20 protein-coding genes are annotated in these 25947 nt (G+C 65.6%); 6 read left to right on the top strand and 14 right to left on the bottom strand.

Going from position 1 to position 25947, the window contains the following annotated elements; translation table 11 throughout:
* Nucleotides 1-71: 71 nt before the first annotated feature.
* The 5 genes from CV_RS21340 to CV_RS21320 all read right to left on the bottom strand — a co-directional run bounded on the left by CV_RS21340 (nucleotide 72) and on the right by CV_RS21320 (nucleotide 5976).
* Nucleotides 72-1418 (bottom strand): glutamine synthetase family protein, encoded by a 1347-nt coding sequence (locus CV_RS21340; protein ID WP_011137844.1) that lies wholly within the window; start codon nucleotides 1416-1418, stop codon nucleotides 72-74.
* Between the two features lie 203 nt (nucleotides 1419-1621).
* On the bottom strand, nucleotides 1622-3232 hold the full coding sequence (locus CV_RS21335) for a methyl-accepting chemotaxis protein (RefSeq protein WP_043596900.1): 1611 nt from the start codon (nucleotides 3230-3232) through the stop codon (nucleotides 1622-1624).
* A gap of 155 nt (nucleotides 3233-3387) precedes the next feature.
* Nucleotides 3388-4782 carry a DUF2252 domain-containing protein gene (locus tag CV_RS21330; RefSeq protein ID WP_011137842.1) on the bottom strand — a complete coding sequence of 465 codons (1395 nt, stop codon included), beginning with the start codon at nucleotides 4780-4782 and terminating at the stop codon, nucleotides 3388-3390.
* A 266-nt stretch (nucleotides 4783-5048) separates the two neighbouring features.
* Nucleotides 5049-5405 (bottom strand): hypothetical protein, encoded by a 357-nt coding sequence (locus CV_RS21325; protein WP_147296176.1) that lies wholly within the window; start codon nucleotides 5403-5405, stop codon nucleotides 5049-5051.
* Between the two features lie 94 nt (nucleotides 5406-5499).
* Nucleotides 5500-5976, bottom strand: a complete 477-nt coding sequence (locus CV_RS21320; protein WP_011137840.1) for a WbuC family cupin fold metalloprotein — start codon at nucleotides 5974-5976, stop codon at nucleotides 5500-5502.
* Between the two features lie 194 nt (nucleotides 5977-6170).
* Here CV_RS21320 and CV_RS21315 point away from each other — a divergent pair, with 194 nt between their 5' ends.
* The 3 genes from CV_RS21315 (at nucleotide 6171) to pcaF (ending at nucleotide 9790) form a co-directional block, all read left to right on the top strand.
* Entirely contained in the window at nucleotides 6171-7349 is a 1179-nt protein-coding gene (locus CV_RS21315; protein ID WP_052278889.1) for a thioester reductase domain-containing protein, read from the top strand.
* 69 nt (nucleotides 7350-7418) lie between these two features.
* Nucleotides 7419-8591: an MFS transporter gene (locus CV_RS21310; protein ID WP_011137838.1), complete on the top strand. Its 1173-nt coding sequence runs from the start codon at nucleotides 7419-7421 to the stop codon at nucleotides 8589-8591.
* Nucleotides 8588-9790, top strand: a complete 1203-nt coding sequence (pcaF, locus tag CV_RS21305; RefSeq protein ID WP_011137837.1) for a 3-oxoadipyl-CoA thiolase — start codon at nucleotides 8588-8590, stop codon at nucleotides 9788-9790. The genes CV_RS21310 and pcaF overlap by 4 nt, the downstream gene beginning before the upstream one ends.
* On the opposite strand, the gene CV_RS21300 is transcribed toward pcaF, so the two are convergent.
* From CV_RS21300 to CV_RS21265, 8 genes are all read right to left on the bottom strand, one after another.
* Nucleotides 9787-10707 (bottom strand): LysR family transcriptional regulator, encoded by a 921-nt coding sequence (locus CV_RS21300; RefSeq protein ID WP_011137836.1) that lies wholly within the window; start codon nucleotides 10705-10707, stop codon nucleotides 9787-9789. The genes pcaF and CV_RS21300 overlap by 4 nt on opposite strands.
* Before the next feature lie 91 nt (nucleotides 10708-10798).
* Nucleotides 10799-12058, bottom strand: coding sequence for a glutamate-5-semialdehyde dehydrogenase (locus CV_RS21295; protein ID WP_011137835.1), 1260 nt, complete (start codon nucleotides 12056-12058; stop codon nucleotides 10799-10801).
* 91 nt (nucleotides 12059-12149) lie between these two features.
* On the bottom strand, nucleotides 12150-13751 hold the full coding sequence (locus tag CV_RS21290) for a mechanosensitive ion channel family protein (RefSeq protein ID WP_043596895.1): 1602 nt from the start codon (nucleotides 13749-13751) through the stop codon (nucleotides 12150-12152).
* A 79-nt stretch (nucleotides 13752-13830) separates the two neighbouring features.
* Complete coding sequence (locus CV_RS21285; RefSeq protein WP_011137833.1) at nucleotides 13831-14241, bottom strand: lysozyme inhibitor LprI family protein; 411 nt, start codon at nucleotides 14239-14241, stop codon at nucleotides 13831-13833.
* Nucleotides 14242-14323: 82 nt separating this feature from the next.
* The gene (locus CV_RS21280; RefSeq protein ID WP_011137832.1) at nucleotides 14324-15976 is read right to left on the bottom strand and encodes an acid phosphatase; all 1653 of its coding nucleotides are present in this window, start codon (nucleotides 15974-15976) and stop codon (nucleotides 14324-14326) included.
* A gap of 103 nt (nucleotides 15977-16079) precedes the next feature.
* Nucleotides 16080-16508 carry a DUF721 domain-containing protein gene (locus CV_RS21275; RefSeq protein WP_043596893.1) on the bottom strand — a complete coding sequence of 143 codons (429 nt, stop codon included), beginning with the start codon at nucleotides 16506-16508 and terminating at the stop codon, nucleotides 16080-16082.
* Nucleotides 16509-16614: 106 nt separating this feature from the next.
* Nucleotides 16615-17928, bottom strand: coding sequence for an ABC transporter ATP-binding protein (locus CV_RS21270; RefSeq protein WP_011137830.1), 1314 nt, complete (start codon nucleotides 17926-17928; stop codon nucleotides 16615-16617).
* Between the two features lie 10 nt (nucleotides 17929-17938).
* Entirely contained in the window at nucleotides 17939-19678 is a 1740-nt protein-coding gene (locus CV_RS21265; protein ID WP_043596890.1) for an ABC transporter permease, read from the bottom strand.
* 134 nt (nucleotides 19679-19812) lie between these two features.
* Between CV_RS21265 and CV_RS23880 the strand changes: the two genes are divergently transcribed.
* Nucleotides 19813-19965 (top strand): hypothetical protein, encoded by a 153-nt coding sequence (locus CV_RS23880; RefSeq protein ID WP_155295477.1) that lies wholly within the window; start codon nucleotides 19813-19815, stop codon nucleotides 19963-19965.
* A 160-nt stretch (nucleotides 19966-20125) separates the two neighbouring features.
* Here the strand turns inward: CV_RS23880 and CV_RS21260 are convergent, their stop codons facing one another.
* A complete protein-coding gene (locus tag CV_RS21260; RefSeq protein WP_043596888.1) occupies nucleotides 20126-22168 on the bottom strand; it encodes an alkaline phosphatase D family protein in 2043 nt (680 codons plus the stop codon).
* A gap of 266 nt (nucleotides 22169-22434) precedes the next feature.
* Here CV_RS21260 and secA point away from each other — a divergent pair, with 266 nt between their 5' ends.
* Both secA and CV_RS21250 read left to right on the top strand, forming a co-directional pair.
* A complete protein-coding gene (gene secA, locus CV_RS21255; RefSeq protein WP_011137827.1) occupies nucleotides 22435-25146 on the top strand; it encodes a preprotein translocase subunit SecA in 2712 nt (903 codons plus the stop codon).
* A gap of 268 nt (nucleotides 25147-25414) precedes the next feature.
* Entirely contained in the window at nucleotides 25415-25942 is a 528-nt protein-coding gene (locus tag CV_RS21250) for a DUF2087 domain-containing protein (protein WP_011137826.1), read from the top strand.
* The last annotated feature ends 5 nt before the right edge of the window (nucleotides 25943-25947 follow it).

Raw genomic sequence — 25947 nt, 5'->3', positions numbered from 1 at the left:
CCAGGCTGCTTTGCCGGCACGGGCCGAAGGGGATGTGGCGCCTGTCGACAAACAATCAACGTTGGGACGCTTTAGACCAGAAACCCCAGATATTGCCGTTCCCAGGCGGTGACCTGGCGATGGTAGTCGTTCAGCTCCACCTCCTTCACCGCCAGGTAGGCGCGGCTGAAGTCGGCGCCGAACAGCTCCTCGGCGCAGCCGGCGGCCATCGCCGCGCAGGCGGCGTCCAGCGTGGTCGGCAGGCTGGCGGCCTGCTGCTTGAACACATTGCCGTGCACCGCCTCGTCCGGCACCAGCTTACCCTCTATGCCGGCGAGGCCGGCGCCCAGGCTGGCGGCCAGCGCCAGATAGGGATTGGCGTCGCAGCCGGGCAGGCGGTTTTCCACCCGCCGCGCCTCGGGGCCGGATACCGGCACCCTGAGGCCGACCGAGCGGTTGTCCAGCCCCCAACTGAGGTTGACCGGCGCCGCCATGCCCTTGACGAAGCGGCGGTAGGAGTTGGGATTGGGACAGAACATCGGCATCAGTTCGGGCAGGAAGCGCTGCAGGCCGGCGATGAAGCCGAAGAATTCCGGGCTTTCCGAGCCGTCGGCGCGGCTGAAGGCGTTGCGGCCCTGGCGGTCCACCACGCTCTGGTGGATGTGCATCGAGCTGCCGGGCTGGCCGGGCAGCGGCTTGGCCATGCACACGGCGCTGAGGCCGTGGCGGTGGGCGATTTCCTTCAGCGCGGTCTTGAACAGGAAGGTATCGTCGGCCAGCTTCAGCGCGTCGCCGTGCTTGAGGTTGATCTCGAACTGGCTGGGGCCCATCTCGTGCACGCAGGTGTCGGTGGCGATCTCCAGCGTTTCGCAGGCCTGGTACAGCTCGTCGAAGAACGCCTCCAGTTCGCCCAGCGCGGAGAAGCCGAAGGCGTCGAAGCCGGCCTCGCGGCGGCCGCTGGCAAGCTGGGGCGGCTGGAATGGCTGCGCCGGGTCGCCGTGGGCGGCGAACAGGTAGAACTCGAGCTCCGGCGCCACCACCGGCGCCCAGCCGTGGGCGCGGTAGCGCGCCAGCACTTGCTTCAGCACCGAGCGCGGCGCTAGCGGCGACAGGCCGCCGTCGTGGTCGACGCAGTCGCAGATCACCATCGCGCGCGGAGTCTTGGCCCAGGGCATCGGCCGCAGCGTGTCGTAGTCCGGCGCCAGCGTGACGTCCGGATCGTGCTCGCCGTAAAAGCTGTAGTCGGGGAATTCGCCGACGCAGCTTTGCAGCGGCACCGCGCGCGCGATGCGCAGCGGCTGCCCTTGGATGAAGGCGGCGGCGGGCAGGGTCTTGCCGCGGGGAAAACCATGGACATCGGCAAAGGCGAGCTCGACGTCTCGCACCTTGCTGTGTTGCAGCCATTCGGCTCGGCCTGCGGGCATGCGGGCTTCGGACATACGTTTCTCCACTGAGCTTGCGGGATTCCTGTCCGTCCTCGGTGTTTTTTTTGCTGTCATGGAGCATGTGCCCGTTGCCATTATGCCAGCCGCAACGGCGGCGGCAAGTGCGGCGTGCGTGGAGCTGGCCTGTGTCCTTGTTGCGAGCGCCTCGCGGCCGTTTTCGGGAAACGGCCGCTTGCCGGAAAATGCCGGACGGACGCTCAGAGCCGGAAGCGGCTGACCGTCTGGTGCAGATTGGACGCCTGCTGGTCGATGGCGCGCACCGCCTCCACCGCGTGGCTGACCGAGTTCTGGGTTTCCTCGACCACGCCGGCCACCTGCTCGACGTTGCCGGCGATATTGGTGCCGGCCTGGCTTTGCTCGCCCATCGCCACCACCACGTTGTGCACGTGTTCGAGCGCGGTGGTCGCCTGCTGGCTGATGGATTCCAGCGTTTCCGCCGCCTGGTGCACCTGCTCGACGCCGGCCTGCACCGCGGGGCGGATTTCGTCCATGCGGCCGGAGACGTTGCCGGTCTCGTTGATCACCGCCTGCACGATGTTGCTGATCTCGTCGGTGGCGCTGGCGGTGCGTTCGGCCAGCTTGCGCACCTCGTCGGCCACCACCGCGAAGCCGCGGCCCATCTCGCCGGCGCGGGCGGCCTCGATCGCGGCGTTCAGCGCCAGCAGATTGGTCTGGTTGGCGATGTCGCGTATGGTTTCGGCGATGCTGCTGATGCTGCGGCTGCGCTCGGCCAGCTGGCCTACCATGTCGCTGGCGCCGTGGATCTGGTCTGCGATCTGGCGGATGCCGTTGGCGGCGTCGCCGGCCAGGTTCTTGCCGTGGCGCGCCAGCTCGGCGGTGTCGCGCGCGCCGGTCTCGGTGTCGCGGGTGCTGGCGCTGACGTGGTCGATGCTGACCGACAGCTGCTCGATGGCGGCGGCGGCCGAGGTGGTGGACGAGCTGGCGATGCCGGACACCTCATGCACCTTGTCCATGTCGCTGGAGAGCTGGTGGCAGGAGTGGTTGATGCTGGACGTGGCGCGGCCGATTTCGTCTATCATCTGCCGCAGCTTGCCGCGCATGTCGTTCATCGCGCCCAGCAGGCTGTCCGGCCCGCCCTTGACCTGGATTTCCAGGCTGAGGTCGCCGTCGGCGATGGCCTTGACCACGTTGGCGGCGTAGCGCGGCTCGCCGCCCAGCGACTGCAGTATCGAGCGCGACATCCAGCCCACCAGCGCGCCCAGCACCACCACGCAGATCGCGGCGACCGCCATCAATGTGCGCGCCTCGCTCCAGAACAGCTGGTCGATGTCGTCGATGAAGATGCCGGTGCCTATGGTCCAGTCCCACGGTTCGAAGCGGAACACGCCGTTCAGCTTGGGAAACTCCTGGTCGCCGCTGCCCTTGCGCTTGGTCTGGATCACCAGCACGCCGTAGTGGGCGTCCTTCATCGCGTCGTCGTAGGCTTCCACCGTGCTGCGGCCATCGGGCAGCTTGCTGCCCATGTCCAGCTTGCCGACGCGGTCCTTGCTGGGGTGGAACAGCACGCGGTGCTCGCGGTTGCGGCCGAAGAAGTAGATGTCGTCCACCTTCAGCGCGGAGAGCGCGGCGATCGCCTGCTTCTGCGCCTCGGCGCGCGGCATGCCCTTGGCTTCCAGCTGCTGGAAGTGCGTGAGGCTGTTTTCCGCCATTTTCAGCAGGTGGACGATCTGGTCGCGCTTTTCCTGGTGCAGGGTGGCGCGGGTGGAAAGCAGCGCGGTGGTGGACAGGCCGAGCAGCGCCAGCAGGCTGGCGGCGATGATGATGATCAGGCGAGTATTCAGCTGCATTTTCGACACTCTGGGGTAGGGGAACAAACCGCCGCATGCGCGGCGGCGGCGCGGTTCCGCGGGAGCGGTCCGGCGCCGGCTGATTATGCGTTTCTGTTGTTACAGTCTAGTTCAGGACGCAAATATCAACATCGCAATTTTCCCTAACCCGGACGTCATGCCGCGGCGGCTGGCAGGCGTCCGCCGCGCACCGCCGCGTCGAACAGCCGGTAGTCGGCTTCCACCTGGTCGGCGTAGGCCTGGGCGTAGTCGGCCAGCATCTGGTCGAACTTGTCGGAATCGCCCAGGTAGCCTGCGATCTCGGCCGCGCAGCCGCCGGACTTGGCGTGGGCGCGCGCCAGCGTCCAGCCGCAGGCCTGGCCGTAGCTGGCCAGCTCTTCGGCGGTGGCGAAGGCCTCCAGCGCCGGGGCGGCCTTCATGTCGCGCAGCTGGCGCATGTAGAAGTGGCGGCCGTCCGCGCCCTGGGTCCAGCCCAGGAACAGGTCGCTGGTGGCCTGCATCAGGCGCTGGCCGAACACCACGCGCTTGCCCTGGTTGCCGTGCACGCATGGCTGGGTGAAGGACTCCAGCACCGACGGCCGCGCCTCTTTCAGTTGCAGGAACAGCGGCTGGTCGTAGTCGTCCTGCAGCAGCAGCGCCAGGCAGCGGGTGCCGACGCTGCCGACCCCCACCACCTTGAACGCCGCGTCCACCAGCCGGAAGCGCTGCAGCAGCTCGCGCCGGTCTTCCTTCAGCGTGTCGATGTAGCTGTCCAGCATGCGCTGGATCTTGGCGCGGCTGTCCTCGCCCAGCCAGTCGTCGCAGGCGGCGAGCGGGCTGTTGTGGTCGTCCAGGTGGAAGATCACCGGCGGGTTGTCGCGCAGCCGCAGGCCGCCGCCCTCCAGGTCGGCCATCTTGGGCAGCAGCCGCTCCTGGGTCTGATTGCGCGCCTTGCCGGCCACTTTGTTCAGCTGCTGGCGCATGCCTTCGTCGGTGGCCTGGGACAACAACTGCTCGAAGCCGACGCGGCAGTACCACAAGTCCAATTGGCTCATCTGCGAGAAGGCGCGGATGCGGCGGCGGTAGGTGCCGGCCAGGCGCAGCACGATTTCGCGCGCGGCCGGCGCGTCGAAGCCGCGGCTGCGGCCGGCCAGCACCAGGCTGACCGCCAGCCGCTTGATGTCCCATTCCCAGGGACCGGGATGGGTTTCGTCGAAATCGTTGATGTCGAACACCAGTTGCCGCTCCGGCGACGCGAAAAAGCCGAAGTTCATCAGGTGGGCGTCGCCGCAGATCTGCATCTTGAGCCCGCTGTCCGGCCCGGCGGCGAGGTCGGCGGCCTGGATCATCGCCATGCCGCGGAAGAAGGCGAACGGCGACGCGTGCATGCGCGCGTAGCGCAGCGGCGCCAGCGCCGGCACCCGGCCTTGGGAGGTGGACTCCACCAGCGCCACCACGTCCCGATCCGGTGCCAGGTGGAGTTCGGCCTGGCTGGAGCGGGGGCAGGCGCGGCGGCGGGCCTTGCCGTCGGCGTAATGCTGGTCGTACTTCGGATGGGAGGCGGTGGTCATCGGCGTATCCGTGGGGAGCGTATGCCGTCAGTGTAACCGCGTGCGCGCGCGATGGGCATTCGACAGCATTCGGCGAGGTGCGGGCCCGCGACGTTTATTCACAGCTTATTAGAAATTGTCCACATTGTGCACAGGCGCTTGTGGATGAAATCCTTTACCCACACGGCGGAAAAGGAAAAGGCGTTTTTCGGCAAGTTGTCCACAGTCTTATCCCGGGATATTCAGTTTGCCCACAGTCATTCGCGCAATTTCAGATTTATCCACAGTCATTTGCGGGTGCAGCCGTGGATCTGCTTCTTCCAGGCGGGACTCAAGGGCATGCCGTTCAACCGGACTTCCAGCCGGCTGCCTTCGCCTCGCGGCAGGATGTCCACCCGGGTGCCGGAGGCGTCGCTGACCGGATTGCGCAGCGCCAGGCTGCGGCTGCCGTCGCTTTCTTCGCGGCGTTCGACGAAATCGTCGGGGATGTGCAGCTTCTGCAGGCCTTGCTGCAGGCAGTCGGCCACCTGCTGCGGCGGACGGGGGCTGTTCAGGCTGAGCGCGGGCGCGGCGCGCAGCGGCGTGGCGCAGGCCAGCAGGGACAAGGAGATGGCGAGGGGGAGAACGGCGCGGAGTAGGGACATCGGCTTAGGCATCGGTTGGTGAAACAATGCCTTTTTGGTGCGCCGCGGGCCGCCGCGGGTTCCGGCGGCCGCGGCGGCAAGATGTTAAGCGATGTTACGCGAAGCGGTCGCCGGGCTGGCAGCGGCGCAGGAAGGCCAGCATGTCGGCGACGCGGGCGTCGCCTTCGGCCGGCGCCCAGGCGGCCTGATCGGCGGCCGGCAGCGGCAGGTAGGGGCCGCGCTTGATCTCGAATACCACGCTGCCCGGTTCCAGCGACACCACCGAGTGCCAGGTGCCGGCCGGCATCTCGAACACGCGCGCGCCGTCTTCGCTCAGCCGGTGGCGGGCGACGACGGTTTCGCCGGCGGCGTCGAACTCGATCCAGTCCAGCGCGCCGGACAGCATGATCAACAGCTCGGGACTGCCGGGATGACGGTGCGGGCGGACGTAGGTATCCGGCTCCATCGCGATGGCCAGGCGCTGAATGGCGTCACCCAGTTCGGCGTGGATGTTGTGGTGGGCGCGCAGGCGCGGCGCACAGGCGGCCTGGGCGGACAGATCTGCGAGATCCGATTGGGTCAGGAGCTTCATGGCGATGTTTTAGTAAGTACAAACCATGATTATGACCCGAAAGACGATGCGTGTGGAGCCGCGTGGGATTGCATCAATCGATGCGGGATATCTTTGCGAAATTGGCAAAACTGTTTCGGATTTAGACTGGCTTCTAAATGTAAATCACCGTTAATACAATTCAGTTTCCAACATGTATGAATGATGGTGTGGTCATGAGCGAAAAGAAAAATGTATTGCTGACAGGTTCGACCGGATTCATTGGTGCCCATTTGTTGAATGAACTGGTTAGTTCTAGCGATGTCGGAACTGTCTATGTGGCGTGCCGAAAAATTGACTGGTCCAAGCCCAGGCAGCGCATACTGGATGCCTTTAAGAAATTTTCCATCTATGCCAATGCTGACTTGGCGGAGATAGACAAAATCAAAATGATCGATGGGGACATCACGCAGAAAAATCTGGGCTTGTCCGTCGAAGATTATCAAGAGTTATGCGAAAACGTGGATGTGATTCATCACATCGCCGCTCGCGTCAATCACATCCGTCCGTATGATGTTTTGAAGGGCGCGAATGTGGATAGTGTCGCCGACCTGCTGGAAATGGCGCGGACGGGCCGAAGCAAGGTGGTGAATTTTGTTTCGACGCTGGGATCGGCTGTCCGAGTTGACGCGGATGGAAAGTATGTCGAAGACTTTCCGGAAGAGGAGCGCCTCAACTCCGATATGGGCTATCTGTTATCCAAGTGGGAGGCCGAAAAGCTTGTCGGTGATTTCCACCGCTCTGGAGGAAAGGGGAATATATTCCGCCTAGGTTATATTTCCGGCCACAGCCAGACCGGAGCGGCACTGTTCAGCGACAACCAGTTCATGCTGTTCATCAAGAGTTGTGTTCAGCTGGGCTATGCGCCGGAACTGAAGCGACTGATCAATTTCACACCGGTTGACTTTACCGCCCAGATTATGAATTTGCCCCGCTATATGACCGAGGGCGGCCATGTCGTTAACCTGTTCAATTACACGGAATTGATTTCCTGGCAGGAGATCGTCGCGTGGTTGAATAACCGTGGTTACCGGATTCAGACGCTTGAATTCTACGAATGGCAGAAGAAACTGTTGGCGGATGGAGAAAACAACGCGCTGTATCGTTTCTTCCCCTTGTATGGCACTGAGGGCGCGCATGAAAAGATCCTGCGCTTTGGACGAGAAATCCAGAAATTCCGCACGGAGAAGATCGAGGAGGCGGCCCAGTCCCACGATGTTTATCCTCCGAAACTGAAGTTCGAGCTGCTGGACCGATATCTGTGCTATTTGCAGTTGCAAGCGTTCTTGCCCTTGCCGTCCCAGGCATCGGATTCGGTCCCGCTCCAGAAGTGGGCCGAAATCGCAATGACTTGATTGCCGGATTAATCGGCACGGGCATGCGAGCATGCCCGGTTTCACCATGTCAAATTAACCGGAGTGTTCATGCGTTCGCGGACATTGTTTCTATTCGCCGGAATCTGCGCGTTCTCTGTCGCCAACATCTATTACAACCAGCCCTTGCTGGTGTTGTTCGCGCAGACGTTCGGGGCCGATGTCGGCCAAGCCAGCTCCATCGCGATGACCGTGCAGTTGGCCTATGCGGTGGGACTGGTGTTGTTTGTGCCCCTGGGGGACTGGGTTAGCCGTCGCAAATTGATGATTTCGCTGCTGTGCGTCAATGCGGCCGGTTCAATCTGGGCGGCGTCCTCCTCCAGTTTGCCCATGCTGATCGCCGCTCATGTCGTCATCGGCATGACGTCAGTCGGCGCGCAAATCATCATACCGGCCGTATCTTTGATGATGTCTCCCGAGCAGCGAGGCCGCGCGGTCGGCACGGTGATGAGCGGCTTGCTGGCCGGTATTTTGCTGGCCAGAACGCTATCCGGCTTGGTGGGCGGCTATGCCGGCTGGCGAACGATGTATGCCCTTGCCGCAGGCATCGATATCGGTTTGATCGCGGTGGTGGCGGCGACTTTGCCGGCGAGCGGCGGATTGGCGCGTTCATCCTATGGCCAATTGCTGCGCTCCCTGGGACAGCTGTTGGCGACGGAGCGGGAACTGCGGCTTGCCTGTCTGTGCGGCGCTTTGATGTTTGGCGCCTTCAGCGCGTTATGGGGCGCGTTGGCTTATCTGCTGTCCCGCCCGCCCTATCGCTTTCATAGCGATGCCGTCGGTTTGTTCGGCTTGGTCGGCATCGCCGGCATTTTCGCGTCCCCGTTCATTGGCCGGCTGGCGGACCGCCTGGGCGCGCGAGCGGTTGTGTTGCTGGGCGCGATAGCCGCCGCCTGCGCCTTTGCCCTGATTGGCAGCAGCGCATCCCTGTTGCCGGCGCTGTTGTTGGGAATCGTCATTCTGGACTTGGGCGGCCGCGCCGGCTTGGTGGGCAATCAATTGCGCGCCTTGTCCTTGTCCGACAGCGCGCGCAGCCGTCTGAACACGGTGTTCATGGCGTGCTATTTCCTGGGCGGCGCCCTCGGCACCCGAGCCGGGGCCGCGCTGGCCGGAGAGTACGGATGGAGCGGCATCGCGGCGTTGGGCTTGGCTGCGTCGACCGTCGTGATTGTTTTAAATGCGAATGCCATCGTGGCGCTGCGCCTGATCTGGAGAGTTTCATGAAAAATGCTTATATCTGCGATGCCGTGCGTACCCCCTTTGGTCGTTACGGCGGTTCTCTGTCTTCCATTCGCGGCGACGAGCTGGCGGCGCTGCCCATCCAGGCCTTGCTGGCGAGGAACCCGCAATTGGGCGCGGCTTCGATCGACGATGTGATCTATGGATGCGCCAACCAGGCCGGAGAGGACAATCGGAACGTGGCGCGCATGGCGGCGCTGCTGGCGGGGTTGCCGGCAGCCGTGCCGGGCACTACGGTCAACCGCTTGTGCGGTTCCAGCCTGGATGCGCTGGCGATGTCGGCGCGGGCGTTGAAAAGCGGCGAAGCGGAGCTGCTTGTCGCCGGCGGGGTGGAAAGCATGAGCAGGGCACCTTACGTGGTGGGCAAAGCGGACAGCGTGTTCTCGCGCTCTCTGAAGATGGAGGACACCACCATGGGTTGGCGTTTCGTCAATCCGAGAATGAAGACCCTGTATGGCGTGGATACCATGCCGGAAACCGCGGAAAACGTGGCGAAGGAGTTCGGCGTGTCACGGTCCGACCAAGATGCGTTCGCCTTGTTGAGCCAGCAACGGACCGCAGCGGCCTATGAGCGGGGTTTTTTTGCCGATGAGCTGATGGAGGTGCGTATTCCGCAGCGGAAGGGCGAGGACAAGATATTTGCCCAGGACGAGCATCCGAGGCAAACCTCGCTGGAGGAACTGGCGCGGCTCAAAGGCGTTGTCACTCCGGATGGCACGGTGACTGCCGGAAACGCTTCAGGCATCAATGACGGCGCTTGCGCATTGCTGTTGGCGGGCGAGGAGGGGATTCGCCGCCATGGACTGGTACCGCGCGCCCGCATCTTGGCGGCAGCGGCAGCGGGAGTAGCGCCCCGAGTGATGGGAATGGGGCCGGTGCCGGCGATCAACAAGGCCTTGGCGCTGGCGGGGTTGAGGCTGGAGCAGATCGACCACATAGAATTGAATGAAGCGTTCGCTGCCCAGGCGCTGGCGGTGCTGCGGGAGTTGCGTCTGTCGGACGACGATAGCCGAGTCAACCCCAATGGCGGGGCCATCGCGTTGGGCCATCCGCTTGGCGCCAGCGGCGCGCGGCTGGTCTCCACCGCGGTGTACCACCTGGCGCGGACGGGGGGACGCTACGCGCTGTGTTCCATGTGCGTGGGCGTAGGCCAGGGCATCGCTATGGTGATTGAGCGGATTTAACGGGAGGCGGGCAGGCATCCGCCGATGCGGACTTGCCCGAGATGGTTGCTCAGGGCCTGGTGGAAAACCTCCAGCTTGGCCGACATCTTGGGCAGGGCCCGCACCAGGTGAATGCCATCTTCCCTTCCTTCCGGATCATCGAACAATCGAATCAGCGCGCCTGCGGCCAGGTCTTGGGCTATCACCCAGTCCGGCAGGAAAGCCGCGCCGAGTCCGCACAGCGCGGCTTGGCGCATGGCTTCGAAGTCGTCGCAACGGAAAGCGGCCTCAATCTGGTCTATATGGCCTTTTTCCACCAGTCGTCTCCAGCACATGGAATGAGGATCGTGCAACTTGTCGATGAGCCGGAGCCGGCGCAGGTCTTCGAGATCGGAAGGATGGCCGCGTTGGCGCAGGTAGTCGGGGCTGGCGCAGATCACCCAGCGTTGCGTGCCGATCTGCTTGGCGAACAGCGAACTGTCCTTGAGCTTGCCGATGCGAATGGCGGCATCCAGCCGCTCCACCGATGGATTGGTTAGACGTTCGGTGAGGTCGAGATCAATGCGCATGCTGGGATGGCGTTGTTGCAAGTCGGCCAGCCAAGGCAGGACATGCAGTTTGCCGAAAGTCGGCAGACAACTGATGCGCAGCGTGCCGTACATGCTGTCGCTCAGGGCGATGACCTCGTTATGGATGTCGGTCAAGGCTTCCAGTACGCTGACTCCGCGGGCAAACAGTGTTTCTCCCGCTTCGGTCAGCAGCAGCGCTCTGGTGGAGCGAACCAGCAGATTGGTGCCGACGAACTCCTCCAGCATGTCGATTTTTCGGGTAATGGTTGATGGCGTCGCGCCGTGGCGGCGGGCGACCGCTGAAAACGACCCCCCGCGCGCGACTTCGACAAAGATGGCAAGGTGCTCGGCGTACCTGGCGGCATTCATGCAGAAACGGTACTCATCAAGAAAGAATCGGTGAGTTTAATCCATTTTGATGTTATTGGAATTCCTGCGCAAAAGTCATTTGCCAATTGGATCATGAGCGCACTTGGCCATCCCCCAGCACGATCCACTTCTGGCTGGTCAGGCCGTTGAGGCCGACCGGGCCGCGGGCGTGGATCTTGTCGGTGGAGATGCCGATTTCCGCGCCCAGGCCGTATTCGAAGCCGTCGGCGAAGCGGGTGGAGGCGTTGACCATCACGCTGGCGGAGTCCACCTCGCGCAGGAAGCGGCGCGAGCGGCCGTAGTCCTCGGTGACGATGGCGTCGGTGTGGTGGCTGCCCCAGCGGTTGATGTGCTCGATCGCCTCGTCGATGTCCTTCACCACCTTCACCGCCAGCACCGGCGCCAGGTATTCGGTGGCCCAGTCCTCGTCGGTGGCTGCCTTGACCGGCTCGCCCAGGATGGCGCGGACGCGTTCGCAGCCGCGCAGCTCCACGCCTTTTTCCCAATAGGCCTCGGCCAGGCGCGGCAGCATGAATTCGGCGAAGGCCGTGTGCACCAGCAGCGTTTCCATGGTGTTGCAGGTGCCGTAGCGGTGGGTCTTGGCGTTGAGGGCGATGTTGAACGCCTTGTCCGGGTTGGCGGTGTCGTCGATGTAGACGTGGCAGTTGCCGTCCAGATGCTTGATCACCGGCACCCGCGCCTCGGCGCTGATGCGCGCGATCAGGCCCTTGCCGCCGCGCGGCACGATCACGTCGACGTATTCGGGCATCGCGATCAGCTCGCCCACCGCGGCGCGGTCGGTGGTGGCCAGCACCTGCACCGCCTCGGCCGGCAGGCCGGCGGCGGCCAGGCCCTCGTGCACGCAGGCGGCGATGGCCTGGTTGCTGTGGAAGGCTTCGGAGCCGCCGCGCAGGATGGTGGCGTTGCCGGACTTCAGGCACAGGCCGGCGGCGTCGGCGGTGACGTTGGGGCGGGCCTCGTAGATGATGCCCACCACGCCCAGCGGCACGCGCATCTTGCCCAGCTGGATGCCGGACGGGCGGTAGCACATGTCGTCGATTTCACCCACCGGGTCCGGCAGCGCGGCGATCTGGCGCAGGCCGTCGGCCATCGCCAGCACGCCCTTGGCGGACAGGGTCAGCCGGTCCAGCATCGCGTCGTCCAGGCCGGCCTGGCGCGCGGCGTCCAGGTCCTGGCGGTTGGCGGCCAGCAGCGCCTCCTGCTCGCGGACGATGGCGTCGGCGATGGCGTGAAGCGCGGCGTTCTTCTGATTGGTGTCGGCGCGGGCCAGCAGGCGCGACGCCTTGCGCGCGGCCTGGCCCAACTGCTGCATGTATTCTTTGACGTTCATGACGGAGAGCCCCGGTGCTGTCGTTTTCGGATTGTTTGCAGCTTAAACCAAAGCGGCGACTGCGAACAGAGACAGTCGGCATGTAGATTGGTTATTGTCGGGCAGGCGGGTCGCGCCAGCGTTCGGCCGGCACCACGACCGGGCCGGCCGGCTGTTCGACGAAGTGCGGGGACATGATCTGCACGCCGAATTCGTTGAAGGCGTCCAGGATCGCGCCGTGCAGCGCGTCGCGCGCGACGGGCGCCTGGCTGCCGCGCGCCAGTCTCGCCTGCAGTTCGTATTCGATATAGAAGTCCTGCAGGGCCAGCTTGCGCACTTGCGGCGGCAAAGCCGGATCGATGCCGGGCGTGCGGCGCGCGGCCAGCTCCAGCAGCGCTTCCACCTGCCGCCACGGCGTGTCGTAGCCTATGGTGACGCGGGTGGCGATCATCGCGCCGCCCGCGCCGTCGTGGCGGCTGTAGTTGCTGACCAGTCCGCCCACCGCCACCGCGTTGGGAATGGTGATCTCGAAACCCTGGCCGGTGAGGAGCTTGGTGGACAGCGCCGACAGTTCGCTGACCGTGCCTTCCGCCTCGCCTATCTTCACATAGTCGCCGGGCCGCAGCGCCCGGGAGTAGATCAGCACCAGGCCGCTCATCGCGTGGGTCATCAGGCCGGCCGAGCCCAACGTCACCATCAGGCCGAAGAACACGCTGACGCCCTTGAAGGCGTCGCTGTTGGCGCCGGGCAGGTAGGGGTAGGCGACGATCAGCGCGAACAGCCACAGCACCGCCGACGCCAGCCGGCGCGTGGCGCCGACGGTTTCCGCGTGCAGGCCCGGCAGCTCCAGCTGTCCGCGCTCCACGGTACCGAACAGCAGGCCGAGGCCGCGGCCGATCAGCCGGGTCAGCAGGAAGATCACCGCGACGATCGCGAGGCCGGGCAGCGCCGACAGGAAATCGTCGGCGATGGTGGCCAGCAACTGATAGAAGGCGTTGGCCAGCTTGCGTCCCAGCGGGCGGGTGTAGGGGAATTGCGCCAGCGTGTAGCCCAGCCAGGCGTAGCCGGCGAACAGCGCGCACAGCAGGGCGGTGATGTCCACCAGTTGCCGCTCCGCGGCCAGCAGGAAGCGGCGCAGGTGCAGGCGGCCGGCCAGCAGCGGCAACGGTCCCGCCGGCGACTGGGCCAGCCGCCGGCGCGAGGCGGCGCGGGCGCGGACGATCAGGTACAGCGCGGCGGCGAACAGCGCGGTGGCCAGCAGCGCCAGCAGCGAGGCTTGGACGATGCGCTGCGGCGAGCGTTGCTCCAACACCGCCTGCCGCAAGGCGTTCAGCCGGTCGCGCACCAGGGCGCCGGCCTGTTCCAGCGTCAGCTGGTCGCCGGGATCGAGGTCGCCCTCCAGGATGGTGAACAGCGGCTTGCCGCGCACACTCAGCGCCAGGCCGCGCAGCCGGCCGTCTGCGTAGGGCGCGGCCTCCACCGGCTGGCGCAGGTCTTCCGGCTGCAGCGCGTTCAGCCGCTCCAGCGTGCGCTGCAGCCGTTGCTCGGGCGTCAGGCTGCCTTGGGCGGCGAGAAACAGGAAGATGGGGCGATTGTCCAGCGTCAGGGTGCGGGCCTGGTCGGCGGCGGATGGGGAGGCGCGTGGCTCGGCGGCGTGGGAGAGCAGCGGGATCGACAGCAACAGCGGCAGCAGGCAGCGGCGGATCAGGGACATGGCGGCTCCGGATGGCGGCGATGATGTCGGCATCATCGCACAGCCCGAGCCGCGCGGCATCAGTCCGCTTGTCCGGGCGTCAGCGCGGGCTTGGCTGCAGCCTGCTCAGCTCGGCGGCGCGGGCGGCGGTGGACGCCAGCTCGCAGTCGGCGGCCACCAGCGATTCGGCGCTGCCGCCGTCGGGGTCGACGTAGGCGCTGCAGTTGGCGGCGCGGTATTTCAGCCACAGCCGCTGGGCGACTTGCAGCCTTTGCTGGCGTTTGGCGGGCAGCGCGGCCATCAGCTTGCGGTATGTGTCGTTCAGCTGCTTGTCCTGGCGCGCGTGTTCTGCCGAGAGGCAATCGAGCATGCCGGCGGTGACACCGCCGGCCTGATCCATGCACTGGTCGTAATGGTGGCTGTACATCGCCTCTTCGGCGCAGGCGAAGGCGCGGAAGGACAGGAGGCCGAGCAGAAGCAGGGCGGACAGGCGCAGGGCGGATCGGATCATGGTTCCACTGTCTTGTTGAGGGGCGGTAGGCGGCATGATAGCGGAAAAAGCGCCCGGCCCGCGGAGGCGGGCCGGTTCCGCCCTAGAACTGCAGCGCGCCGGTCAGGTCGCCCGGCGGTTGGGCGCCGCGTTCGCGGAAGGCCTTGTTGCGAACCTTGACGCCCTCCAGCTCCGGCAGGCCGTGCAGGCGGCTGATGAAGCGGATGATGGAGGTGGTGTCGTAGAAGGTGTGGTCGACATGGCCCTTCTTGGCGAACGGCGACACCACGATGGCGGGGATGCGGCTGCCCGGACCCCAGCGGTCGCCCTTGGGCGGCGCCACGTGGTCCCACCAGCCGCCATTCTCGTCGTGGGTGATGACCACCACCATGTTCTTCCACTGCGGGCCGCTCATCAGGTGCTGCAGCACGTTGGCGACGTGGCGGTCGCCGCTCTCCACGTCGGAGTAGCCGGCGTGCATGTTCAGGTTGCCCTGCGGCTTGTAGAACGACACCGCCGGCAGCTTGCCGGCGACCGCGTCGGCGATGAAGCGGTTGCTGATCGGGCTGTCGCCCAGGCCGCCGTCGCGCAGGTGCTCGGCGCGCGCCTGGGTACCGGGCGCGAAGTTCTTGAAGTAGTTGAACGGCTGGTGGTGGTACTGGAAGTTGGGCGTGTCCGGACCGCCCTTGCCGTCCAGCGCCGCCTGCCAGCTGCCGCCGTACCACGCCCAGCTGACGCCCTTGCGCGACAGCAGGTCGCCGATGGTGTCGTAGGTCTGCGGCGGCAGGGTGTTGGCGTCGGCGGGATCGGCGTAGCGCTTGTCGCCGCCTTCGGCCGGCTTGACGTAGCTGGGCTGGAACGGCGGGGCCATGGTGTTGACCGCGTAGCCGTCCGGCGTGATGGCGCCGTTGTTGACGAACTGCGGCGGGCCGTCCATCGCCGAAGTCGGCGTCTTCACCTTCAGCCGGTAGCCCTTGGGGCCATCCTCCAGCACCGCGATCTTCTTGGCCGCGGCGGTGTCCTTGGCGTTGAAGTATTCCGGCGTGCGGGCGGAAATCAGGAACTGGTGGTTGAGGTAGGAGCCGCCGAAGGCCGCCATGAAGAAGTTGTCGCACAGCGTGTATTGCTGGGCGATCTTCCATTGGTTGAGGTTCTTCGCGGTCTCGTTGTAATAGCCCATCACCAGCGCGCCGGAATCGGCCCAGGCGACGAACTGGTCGTTCCGGCCGCCGTTGATCTGCATCTGGTTCTGGTAGAACAAATGCCACAGGTCGCGGGTGATCACGCCCTCGGGCAGCGGCTCTCCGTCGGTGTCCTTCAGCGGGAACGGGCCGTTGGGCAGGTTCTGGATCTTGTCTTCCTCGATCAGGTAGTACTTGCCGCCGACGGTCTGGCCGCGCTGCACCATGCCGCCCCAGATCTTGGGCAGGCTCTTCAGCCTGGCGCCGTCGCGGTCCAGCTGGATACAGGCTTCGGCCGGGGCCTTGGACAGCGGGTAGCGCACGCCGGGGAAGTTGCCGTACAGATTGTTGAAGCTGCGGTTTTCCAGGTAGATGACGACCACGTTCTTCACATGATGGCGCAGCTTGTCGTCCAGCGAGCCGCGGGCGGCCGGCGCGGCGTCGGCGGCTTCGCTGGCGACGGCGGGCAGCACGGTGGCGGCGCCGATGGCGGCCAGGCCTTCGAACAGGCGGCGGCGCGACGGGTCCTGCGGCGCGGTTTCGGGAACGGTTTCGGGCGTATCGTGTTCGGACATGGCGGTCATCCTGTGGGACGGGCATTCAACGGGAAACCGCCACTTTACTCCGCTTTGATGCCGATCTGAAGGCGTTCAGGCATCCGGCATGTCCGGCGTCGGCTCAGCCGCGCCGCTGGCGGGCGATCAGCCGCGCCACCGCCGCCCGCACCATGGGATTGTCTATGCTGGACGCGGCCTGCTCCATGCCGTCCAGCGCGGTTTCGCTGATCGCCAGCGACTTCGGCTTTTTGGGACGGACGATCTGCAGCGCCACCTTGACCTTGACCTTGGACGCGGGATAGCCCTGCTGCGCCAGCTGCGGCAGCAGGCCGGGCGCGGTCATCCGCAGCCGGGCGGCGACGATGCCGTTGTCGGCGTGGATCACCAGCTCGTCGTCGCGGATGCGCACCGCGCGGCAGGCTTCGGCCATGGCCGGCGGGATCAGCTTCTTGAAGGCGCGGTCGAGCGCCATCAATTCGCGGGCGGCGGCGGTGAGCAGGGCCAGCGTCTGGTCCTGGCGGGCGATGTCTTTGAGCGGGCGTCCGGACATGGGATGAGGGTAAGCGGTCGATGCCGTATTGTAGCATCGCGCCGGCGTCCGGCCGGCGAAACAAAACGGGCGCCGTTCCGGCGCCCGCTGCGTGGCCTGAGGCAGCTTACTGGCCGCCCTCGACGTCTTCCAGGCTGAAGGTTTCGGTGTGGTCGTTGTAGGAAAAGATCTCGGCGTAGCGGCCCCAGCTGATCACGGTGTCCAGCGTTTCCTCGGCGGCCTGGTCGGACAGCGAGTCTTCCAGCTCCTGGGCGAAGCGCAGCCGGGGCGCGCGCTGGCCGGGGCGCTCCTGCAGCACCTTGCGGATGTGGGCGGCCATCGGCACGTGGCGCAGCAGGTGCTCGGCGAACATCACCTTGCGCTGCTGGGTGCCGTAGTCGGCGAACAGCTTGCCGGCGGCGGTCAGCAGCATGTCGCCGTCCTTCAGCTCGACGAAGCCCAGGTGCTCCAGCACTTCGGCCACCGGGAACAGGTCGTCCACCTCCAGCAACAGCTTCTCGGCGATTTCCGGCATGTCGGCCTTGCCGAAGTAAGGCTCCTGCGCCACTTCCTCGATCAGGCCGGCCATCAGGTTGGTGGACACCTCGGTCAGGTGGCTGCCGATTTCGAGCGGCAGCTTGTGCAGGGTGTGGGCGCTGCGGCGCGCGGTCATCAGCGCGTAGATGTCGTCCACCATCTTGCGGAAGGCCGGGTCCAGCCGGTTGCGGCGGTGCGGGAACGGCACCTTGATTTCGGCCACCACGCGGCCGGGGTTGGACGACAGCACCAGGATGCGGTCGCACATGAACACCGCCTCCTCGATGTTGTGGGTGACGATCAGCACCGACTTGATCGGCAGCTGGCCCTCGCTCCACAGGTCCAGCATGTCGGTGCGCAGCGTCTCGGCGGTCAGCACGTCCAGCGCCGAGAACGGCTCGTCCATCAGCAGCAGCGTCGGGTTGACCACCAGGCCGCGGGCGAAGCCGACGCGCTGGCGCATGCCGCCGGACAGCTCGCGCGGGTAGGCGTTTTCGAAGCCGTCCAGGCCGATCAGGTCGATGGCGGCCAGCGCGCGGCGTCGGCGCTCCTTGGCCTCCACGCCCAGCGCCTCCAGGCCGGCTTCCACGTTTTGCAGCACGGTCAGCCACGGGAACAGCGCGAAAGTCTGGAACACCATGGCCACGCCTTCGGCCGGGCCCTTCAGCGGCTTGCCCTGGTAGTTGACCTCGCCGCTGCTTTGCTGGATCAGGCCGGCGATGATGCGCAAGAGCGTGGACTTGCCTGAGCCGGAGCGGCCCAAGAGGCCGACGATCTCGCCTTCGCGCAGCGTCAGGTTGACGTCGTCGAGCACCTGGATTTCGTCGCTGCCCTTGGAGAAGCCGCGGCAGACGTTCTTCAGCTTGAAGATTTCTTGTCCCGGGGTCTTGTTTTCGGTAGTCATGCGTATCCCCTTAGTTGAGACGGAGCTTGTTTTCGGCGATGGCGTACATCGGGCGCCACAGCAGCCGGTTGAACAGGACGACGAACAGCGACATCACGGCGATGCCGAGCAGGATCTTGGGATAGTCGCCGGCGGCGGTGGTCTGGGCGATGTAGGCGCCCAGGCCGTGGGCGGCCAGCTTGTCGTCGCCCCAGGAGACGAATTCGGACACGATGCTGGCGTTCCACGCGCCGCCGGAGGCGGTGATCGCGCCGGTGACGTAGTAGGGGAAGATGCCCGGCAGCATCACCTTGCGCCACCATTGCCAGCCGCGAATGCGGAAGTTGGCGGCGGCTTCCTTGAAATCGTTGGGGAAGGCGGTGGCGCCGGCGATGACGTTGAACAGGATGTACCACTGGGTGCCCAGCACGATCAGCGGCGACAGCCAGATGTCAGGGTTCAGCTTGTAGTGGGCGATGACGATCACGAACACAGGGAACAACAGGTTGGCCGGGAAAGCGGCCAGAAACTGCGCCAGCGGCTGGACCTTCTCGGCCAGCGCCGGACGCAGGCCGATCAGCACGCCCAGCGGCACCCAGATCAGCGAGGCGATGGCGATCAGCAGGCTGACACGCACCAGCGTGACCAGGCCCAGGCCGAACACCTTCAGCACTTCCCAGGCGCCCACTTCGGTGGCGATGAAGTGAACCAGCTTGCTGGCGGCGGCGACGGCGATCAGTCCCACCAGCGCCCACCACAGCACGTCGATGCCGCGCGACACCGGGGTGTGGGCTTCGGAGTGCAGGCCCTTGGGCAGGCTGATGTTGAGCCTGAGCCGCGCCGCGGTCTTCAGCAGCTTGCCGAAGGGCTTGAGCAGCTGCTGGATGAAGCGGGTGCGCTGGATCAGGTTCAGCACCCAGGATTCCGGCGCGTTCTGGCTGGCGGTGTCCTCCAGCCGGAACTTGTCGGCCCAGGCCACCAGCGGGCGGAACAGGAACTGGTCGTATATCAGGATCACCACCGACATGGTCAGGATCACCCAGCCGACGGCGGCCAGGTCCTTGTGCTGGATCGCCAGCGCCAGGTAGGAGCCGACGCCGGGCAGCATCACGGTCTTGTCGCCGACGGTGATGGCCTCCGAGGCCACCACGAAAAACCAGCCGCCGGACATGCTCATCATCATGTTCCAGATCATGCCTGGCATCGCGTACGGCACTTCCAGCTTCCAGAACTTCTGCCAGGCGGTCAGCCTCAGGTTGACCGACACCTCCTGCAGGTCGCGCGGCACGGTGCGCAGCGACTGGTAGAAGCTGAAGGTCATGTTCCACGCCTGGCTGGTGAAGATGGCGAAGATGGCGGCGAACTCGGCGCCCAGCACCCGGCCGGGGAACAAGGCCAGGAAGAAGGTGACGGTGAACGAGATGTAGCCCAGCACCGGCACCGACTGCAGGATGTCCAGTATCGGCACCAGCAAGAGGCCGGCGCGGCGGCTTTTGGCCGCCAGCGTGCCGTAGACCAGGGTGAAGGCCAGCGAGGCGGCCATCGCCGCCAGCATGCGCAGCGTGGTGCGCAGCGCGTATTCGGGCAGGTTGCCAGGCTCCAGCGAGATCGGCGCGGTCTGCAGCGCGGTGATCGGCGCCCAGGTTTCGCGGATGCCGGTGGTGGCCATCAGCAAGAAGCCCAGGATCAGCGGAAACGCGATCAGGTCCCAGCGGTTGGGGATCAGCCGCCGGGCGGTGGCGGGCATGAAGTGGCGGACGGCGGTGGTCATCAGGCCTCTCCGTTTTCTATGTTTATCGCGGCGGCCGGCAAGCGGCCCGCTTCTATTATGACAACTCTGGAGCGGGCGGCGGCCGATGTCCGCGGCATCCGGCATGCGCTGCCGAGCCGATCGATGCGTCCGCCATGTCCAAAGCCGCGCTGGAGAGCTTGCAAGCGATGCCGGAGGCGGCGATCCGCCCCCGCTTTCAGGGCATGGATGCTACCAGAGAAGCCATAAAACGATTGTTAAAAACCGCAGGGCTTTGTAGGGATTTTGTGACGAAATGTACTGATTGAAACGCTTGGCCGCGCAGGCGCGGCCAAGCGGGAGGGCGAACGGCGTTCAGCGTGGCTAACAACACGCAGTTTTAGGGCTGAGGCAAGGCGCGCCGACGCCGACAGTGCAAGCGGTACGGCAGGTCGGCGCCACGCGGCATCAGGGCGTTGGTTAGCCGCGCTACAGCACGTTGACGGCCGGCGCGCCGGCCAGCACTTCCACCGTCTGGGTGCTGGCGGTGGCCGGCGACGGCGCGACGCCGTTCGCCAGCTTGGCCATCTTGTGGAAGGTGCAGCTGAGCTTGCCCGGCGTCAGCGTCACCACCGCGTAGCCTTGGGCGTCAGTGTCGGCGTACTTCAGCCACGGGTTGAAGGTTTTCAGCGTGCTGTTGAAGGTGTTGACCGTCTGGCCGTTCACCGTCTGGTAGATCAGCGGCGCGGCCTTGGCGAAGGCCGGCACGGTGTCCACCACGTTCTTGAAATAGCTGAAGAAGGAGTTGCTGGAGATGCCGGCGGTCACCAGATCCACCATCACCGGCGTCGGGCTGGCGGCGTCGAAGTCGTCCATCACGGGGCCGGCGAAGAAGGCGTGGATGTCGCCGGTGATGCCCACCACGTTGCCGATGTTGTTGCTTTTCAGGAAGGCCATCAGCGTCTTGCGCTCGGCGTTGTAGCCGTCCCACTGGTCGGCGTTGAGGATGTACTGGGCGAGCAGCATGCTCGGCGGCAGGTTGCCGTCAAGCGAAGGCTTCACCGCGGCGGCGAACACGCCGGCGCTGATCGCGCCGCCGCTGAAGCCGGCCAGCAGCGGCTGGGTGTTGGCATAGCTCAGCACCGGGGTCGCGCCACTGGTGTCGGCGGCCAGCAGGTCCTGGTACAGCGCGCCGGTCAGCTGTTGCTGCTGGGCGGCGCCGAGGTTGAGGCCGAAGCCCTGCGCCAGCGCGGACGACAAGCCCTGCTCCAGCAGGCTGGCCACCGCCATGGTGCCGTCCACGCCCATCCTGAGCAGGGACACCTCGTTGCCCCACAGCTTCCAGGTGGTGGCGGCGCTTTGCATCTGCTGCTGCCACCAGGCGCGCTGGACGGCGCCGAGGATGGACACGTTGAGCAGATTGCCGCCGGTGGACGCCATCTTGGCGGCCTCGGCCTGGGCCAGCGTGGTTTTGGGCACGAAGTAGCGGCTGCCCAGGTTGGCCAGGCCGGTGTTCGGCGCGGCGGTTTCCGGGATGATGTGGTCGGAGCGGTACAGGCGCTGGTCGGTCATCACCAGCGTGGCCAGGTTGCCGAAGGCGAAGCTGCGGTAGATCTGGATGTTCTGGAACGAGGGGTTCGCCAGATCGATGCTGACATCGGCCGGCGTGTATTCGAACCAGGCCTGGTTGGCGCTGCGGCGGCGCGGCGTGCTGGGCGCGCTGTCGTCGCCGGGGTAGTACACCTGACGGTCCTGCCAGCAGTCGTCGGAGAACTCGTGGTCGTCCCAGATCGAGATCACCGGGAAGTTGGCGTGCACCGCCTGGATGCGCGGGTCGGCGCGGTAGCTCTTGTACAGGTAGCGGTAGTCGGCCAGCGTGGTGGCGTAGATGGCGCCGTCGGCGCGCTTGGTGCCGTTGGGCAGCGTCAGCGGCGGGTGCCGGGTTTCGTTGTTGCCGGTCTGGAAGCCGGCGCCGACGGTTTCGTAGATGTAATCGCCGACGTGCATCACGAAGTCCAGGTCCAGCTTGGCGATCTCGTCGAAGGCGCCCCAGTGGTTGACGCTCCAGTCCTGGCAGGTGATGTAGGCGAACTTGAGTTGGGACAGCGGCGTGCCGGCGGCCGGCGCGGTTTTGGTGCGGCCTGCGGCGCTGACGGTCTTGCCGGTCAGGAAGCGGTAGTAATAAGTGGTGGCGCTGGACAGGCCGGTCACCTTGTGGCGCACGGTGTAGTCCCAGCCCGGATCGGCGCTGAGCGCCTGGTTGACTAGCAGGCTGGAGAAGTCCGCCTTGTCCGACAGCTGCACGGTGACCGACAGCGGATTGGCGCCGTCGCCGCCGTCGACGCGTGTCCACAGGATGATGCTGTCCGGGCGCGGATCGCCCGAGGCCACGCCCAGGCCGAAGCCCTGTCCCGCCGCCTGCAGGCGCTGCCCTGCCGCGCCGGCGCTGTCGCCGCCTCCGCCGCCGCAGCCCACCGCCGCCACCGATACCGTCAGGAAACTGCCCCACTTGAGGAATTGCCGTCTATCCATCGTTTCTCCAGAGACTGTCGTTTGTTGTAGGAATGCACAAGGTTGCGGATTATCGCGGCTCAATATTTAAGTTGCATGAATGGGGCGGTCAATTGAATCGAGCGCTTGCTCTAAGTGAGCGTCGCGTAAAACCAACAACGATTTCTCGACTCAGATCTTGATGTGGAGCATGGATGCCCCCATAACCTTGTCTGCGAATGTGCTACACTTTTCAGCATTTTTTGCGGACACTCCTCAACGGCCCGCTGGTTTCTGGATTCGACTACATGATTTCTTCGCTACTCAAGAAGGTTTTCGGCAGCCGCAACGATCGTCTGCTCAAGCAATATCGCCAAACCGTGGCGCGCATCAACGCGCTGGAGCCGGCGATGCAGGCGCTGTCCGACGAGGCGCTGGCCGCCAAGACCCAGGAATTCCGCGACCGCCTCGGCAAGGGCGAGAAGCTGGACGATCTGCTGCCGGAGGCTTTCGCCGTCTGCCGCGAGGCCTCGCGCCGCGTGCTGGGCATGCGCCACTTCGACGTGCAGCTGATCGGCGGCATGTCGCTGCATCAGGGCAAGATCGCCGAAATGCGCACCGGCGAGGGCAAGACCCTGGTCGGCACGCTGCCGGTGTACCTGAACGCGCTGTCGGGCGACGGCGTCCACGTGGTGACCGTCAACGACTACCTGGCCAGCCGCGACGCCGGCATCATGGCGCCGTTGTACAACTTCCTCGGCCTGTCGGTCGGCGTGAACCTGTCGCAGATGGCCCATGACGACAAGCAGGCTGCCTATGCCTGCGACATCACCTACGGCACCAACAACGAGTTCGGCTTCGACTACCTGCGCGACAACATGGTGTTCAGCGTCGACGAGAAGGTGCAGCGCAAGCTGGCCTTCGCCGTGGTGGACGAGGTGGACTCCATCCTGATCGACGAGGCCCGCACGCCGCTGATCATTTCCGGCCCGGCCGACGACAACATCGACATGTACCAGCGCATGAACGCGGTGCCGCCGCTGCTCAAGCGCCAGGAAACCGAAGAGGGCGAGGGCGACTACTGGGTCGACGAGAAAGCCCACTCGGTGCTGCTGTCCGAAGCCGGCCACGAGCACAGCGAGGAGATCCTGACCCGCCTGGGCCTGCTGAAGGAAGGCGACAGCCTGTATTCGGCCACCAACATCACGCTGATGCACCACCTGATGGCCGCGCTGCGCGCCTACTCGCTGTTCCACAAGGACCAGCACTACGTGGTGCAGGATGGCGAGGTGGTGATCGTCGACGAATTCACCGGCCGCCTGATGGCCGGCCGCCGCTGGTCGGACGGCCTGCACCAGGCCGTGGAGGCCAAGGAAGGCGTGGAGATCAACCGCGAGAACCAGACGCTGGCGTCGATCACCTTCCAGAACTACTTCCGCCTGTACGGCAAGCTGTCCGGCATGACCGGCACCGCCGACACCGAAGCCTACGAGTTCCAGAGCATCTACAACCTGGAAACCGTGGTGATTCCGACCAACAAGCCGATGATCCGCAAGGATTCGCAGGACAAGGTCTACCGCTCCGCCAAGGAGAAGTACGACGCCATCCTGGCCGACATCAAGGACTGCCACGAGCGCGGCCAGCCGGTGCTGGTCGGCACCACCAGCATCGAGAACTCCGAGCTGGTGGCCAATCTGCTGTCCCAGGCCAAGCTGCCGCACAATGTGCTGAACGCCAAGGAGCACGCCCGCGAAGCCGACATCGTGGTCCAGGCCGGCCGTCCCGGCATGATCACCGTCGCCACCAACATGGCCGGCCGCGGCACCGACATCGTGCTCGGCGGCAACCCCGAGCCGGAAATCAAGGCGGTGCGCGCCGACGACAGCCTGTCCGACGCCGACAAGAACGCCAGGATCGAAGCCATCCGCGCCGAATGGAAACAGCGCCACGCCGCGGTGCTGGAAGCCGGCGGCCTGCACATCGTCGGCACCGAGCGCCACGAATCCCGCCGCATCGACAACCAGCTGCGCGGCCGCTCCGGCCGCCAGGGCGACCCAGGCTCCTCCCGCTTCTACCTGTGCCTGGAAGACCCGCTGCTGCGCATCTTCGCCTCCGACCGCGTCGCCGCGATCATGGACCGCCTGAAAATGCCGGAAGGCGAGGCCATCGAGCACCCGTGGGTGACCCGCTCCATCGAGAACGCGCAGCGCAAGGTGGAAGGCCGCAACTTCGACATCCGCAAGCAGTTGCTGGAGTACGACGACGTCGCCAACGACCAGCGCAAGGTGATCTACCAGCAGCGCAACGAGATCCTGGTGGAAGAGGACGTGTCCGACGTCGTGATCAATATGCGCGAAGGCGTGATCTCCGACCTGGTCGACCTGCATCTGCCGCCGGAGTCGCTGGAAGAGCAGTGGGATCTGGCCGGCCTGGAGAAGACGCTGGCGTCCGACTTCCTGCTGGAGGTCCCGGTAGCCGAGTGGATCAAGGCCGAGCCCAATCTGGACATCGAGCAGATCCGCCAGCGCATCGTCGACATGGCCGCCGCCGCCTACCAGGCCAAGGTGGATCAGGCAGGCGACGGCGTGATGCGCCAGTTCGAGCGCAGCCTGGTGCTGCAGATGCTCGACAACCATTGGCGCGAGCACCTGGCGGCGATGGACCATCTGCGCCAGGGCATCCACCTGCGCGGCTACGCGCAGAAGAACCCGAAGCAGGAGTACAAGCGCGAGGCCTTCGAGCTGTTCGCCGACATGCTGGAGCGCATCAAGCGCAGCGTGGTGCAAGTGTTGATGACGGTGCAGATCCGCGGCCAGGAAGACGTGGACGCGGTGGAGCCGCATGCGCTGCCGGACTTCGAGATGCAGCATGCCGAGCCGGGTTCGGCGCTGGGCGACGACGAGGACAATCCGCTGTCCCCGGAAGCGCTGGCCTCGCAGGGCCTGCGCATCAACCGCAACGACGCTTGCCCGTGCGGCAGCGGCAAGAAGTACAAGCAGTGCCACGGCCGCCTGGCCTGACCGCCTGATTTCGCGGTCAACGACAAAGCCGACGCGAACGCGTCGGCTTTTTGTTTGCCCTGGCGCGCCGCCGCGCTTTGCAAGGCTATGCCAGCGTGTTAGCATGGCGGCGGGTCAACAGTTCACCCAGGCGTCGCCGGCGATTTCGCCACGCTAAACCTGTCTTGGCAGCATCATCCACTCCACGCTTGGCTCGAACCCCGTGCCAGGCCGCAACGGCGACCGCGGCAGTCCCTCCCGACCTTGGCACGCAGACAGGATTCGAACCATGTCTCGCACGCTTTACCCTTTTTACAGCAGCGATATCTCCGCGCTGGCCCGCTCCTTGAAACAGCAATGGGCGGAGCAGTCCGAAGCGCCCGGCCATCTGCAGATCCTCAACATGCTGGCGCGCGCCGCCGGCTTCCAGAATTTCCAGCACTTGCGCGCCGAGCACGACCGCCCGGCGCCGGCCGAGCCGCAAACCGTGTCGAATGAAGCCCGCCGCCTGCTGCGTCATTTCGACGACGAAGGCCGGCTCGCGCGCTGGCCGAAGAAGTTCAGCGAGCAGCGCGCCTGCCTGTGGGCGCTGTGGGCCGGCCTGCCGCGCGGCGAGGAGTGGGACGAGCCGGCGGCCAACGCCGCCATCCGCGCGCTGGAGGCCTTCGGCGACCACGTGCTGATCCGGCGCGAGCTGGTGGAGGGCGGTTGGATAGGCCGCACCGACGATTGCCGCCGGTATTGGCTGATTGAGAGGGCAGTGCCGGAGGAAATGTCGGAACTGGCGGAGAAGGTCCGCTTGCGGCGCGCCGGGTAAGCCGC

The organism is Chromobacterium violaceum ATCC 12472 (assembly GCF_000007705.1).
GTDB classification, from domain to species: Bacteria; Pseudomonadota; Gammaproteobacteria; order Burkholderiales; family Chromobacteriaceae; genus Chromobacterium; species Chromobacterium violaceum.
The sequence above is the reverse complement of the archived record's forward strand: the minus strand, read 5'-3'. Positions and strand labels throughout refer to the sequence as shown.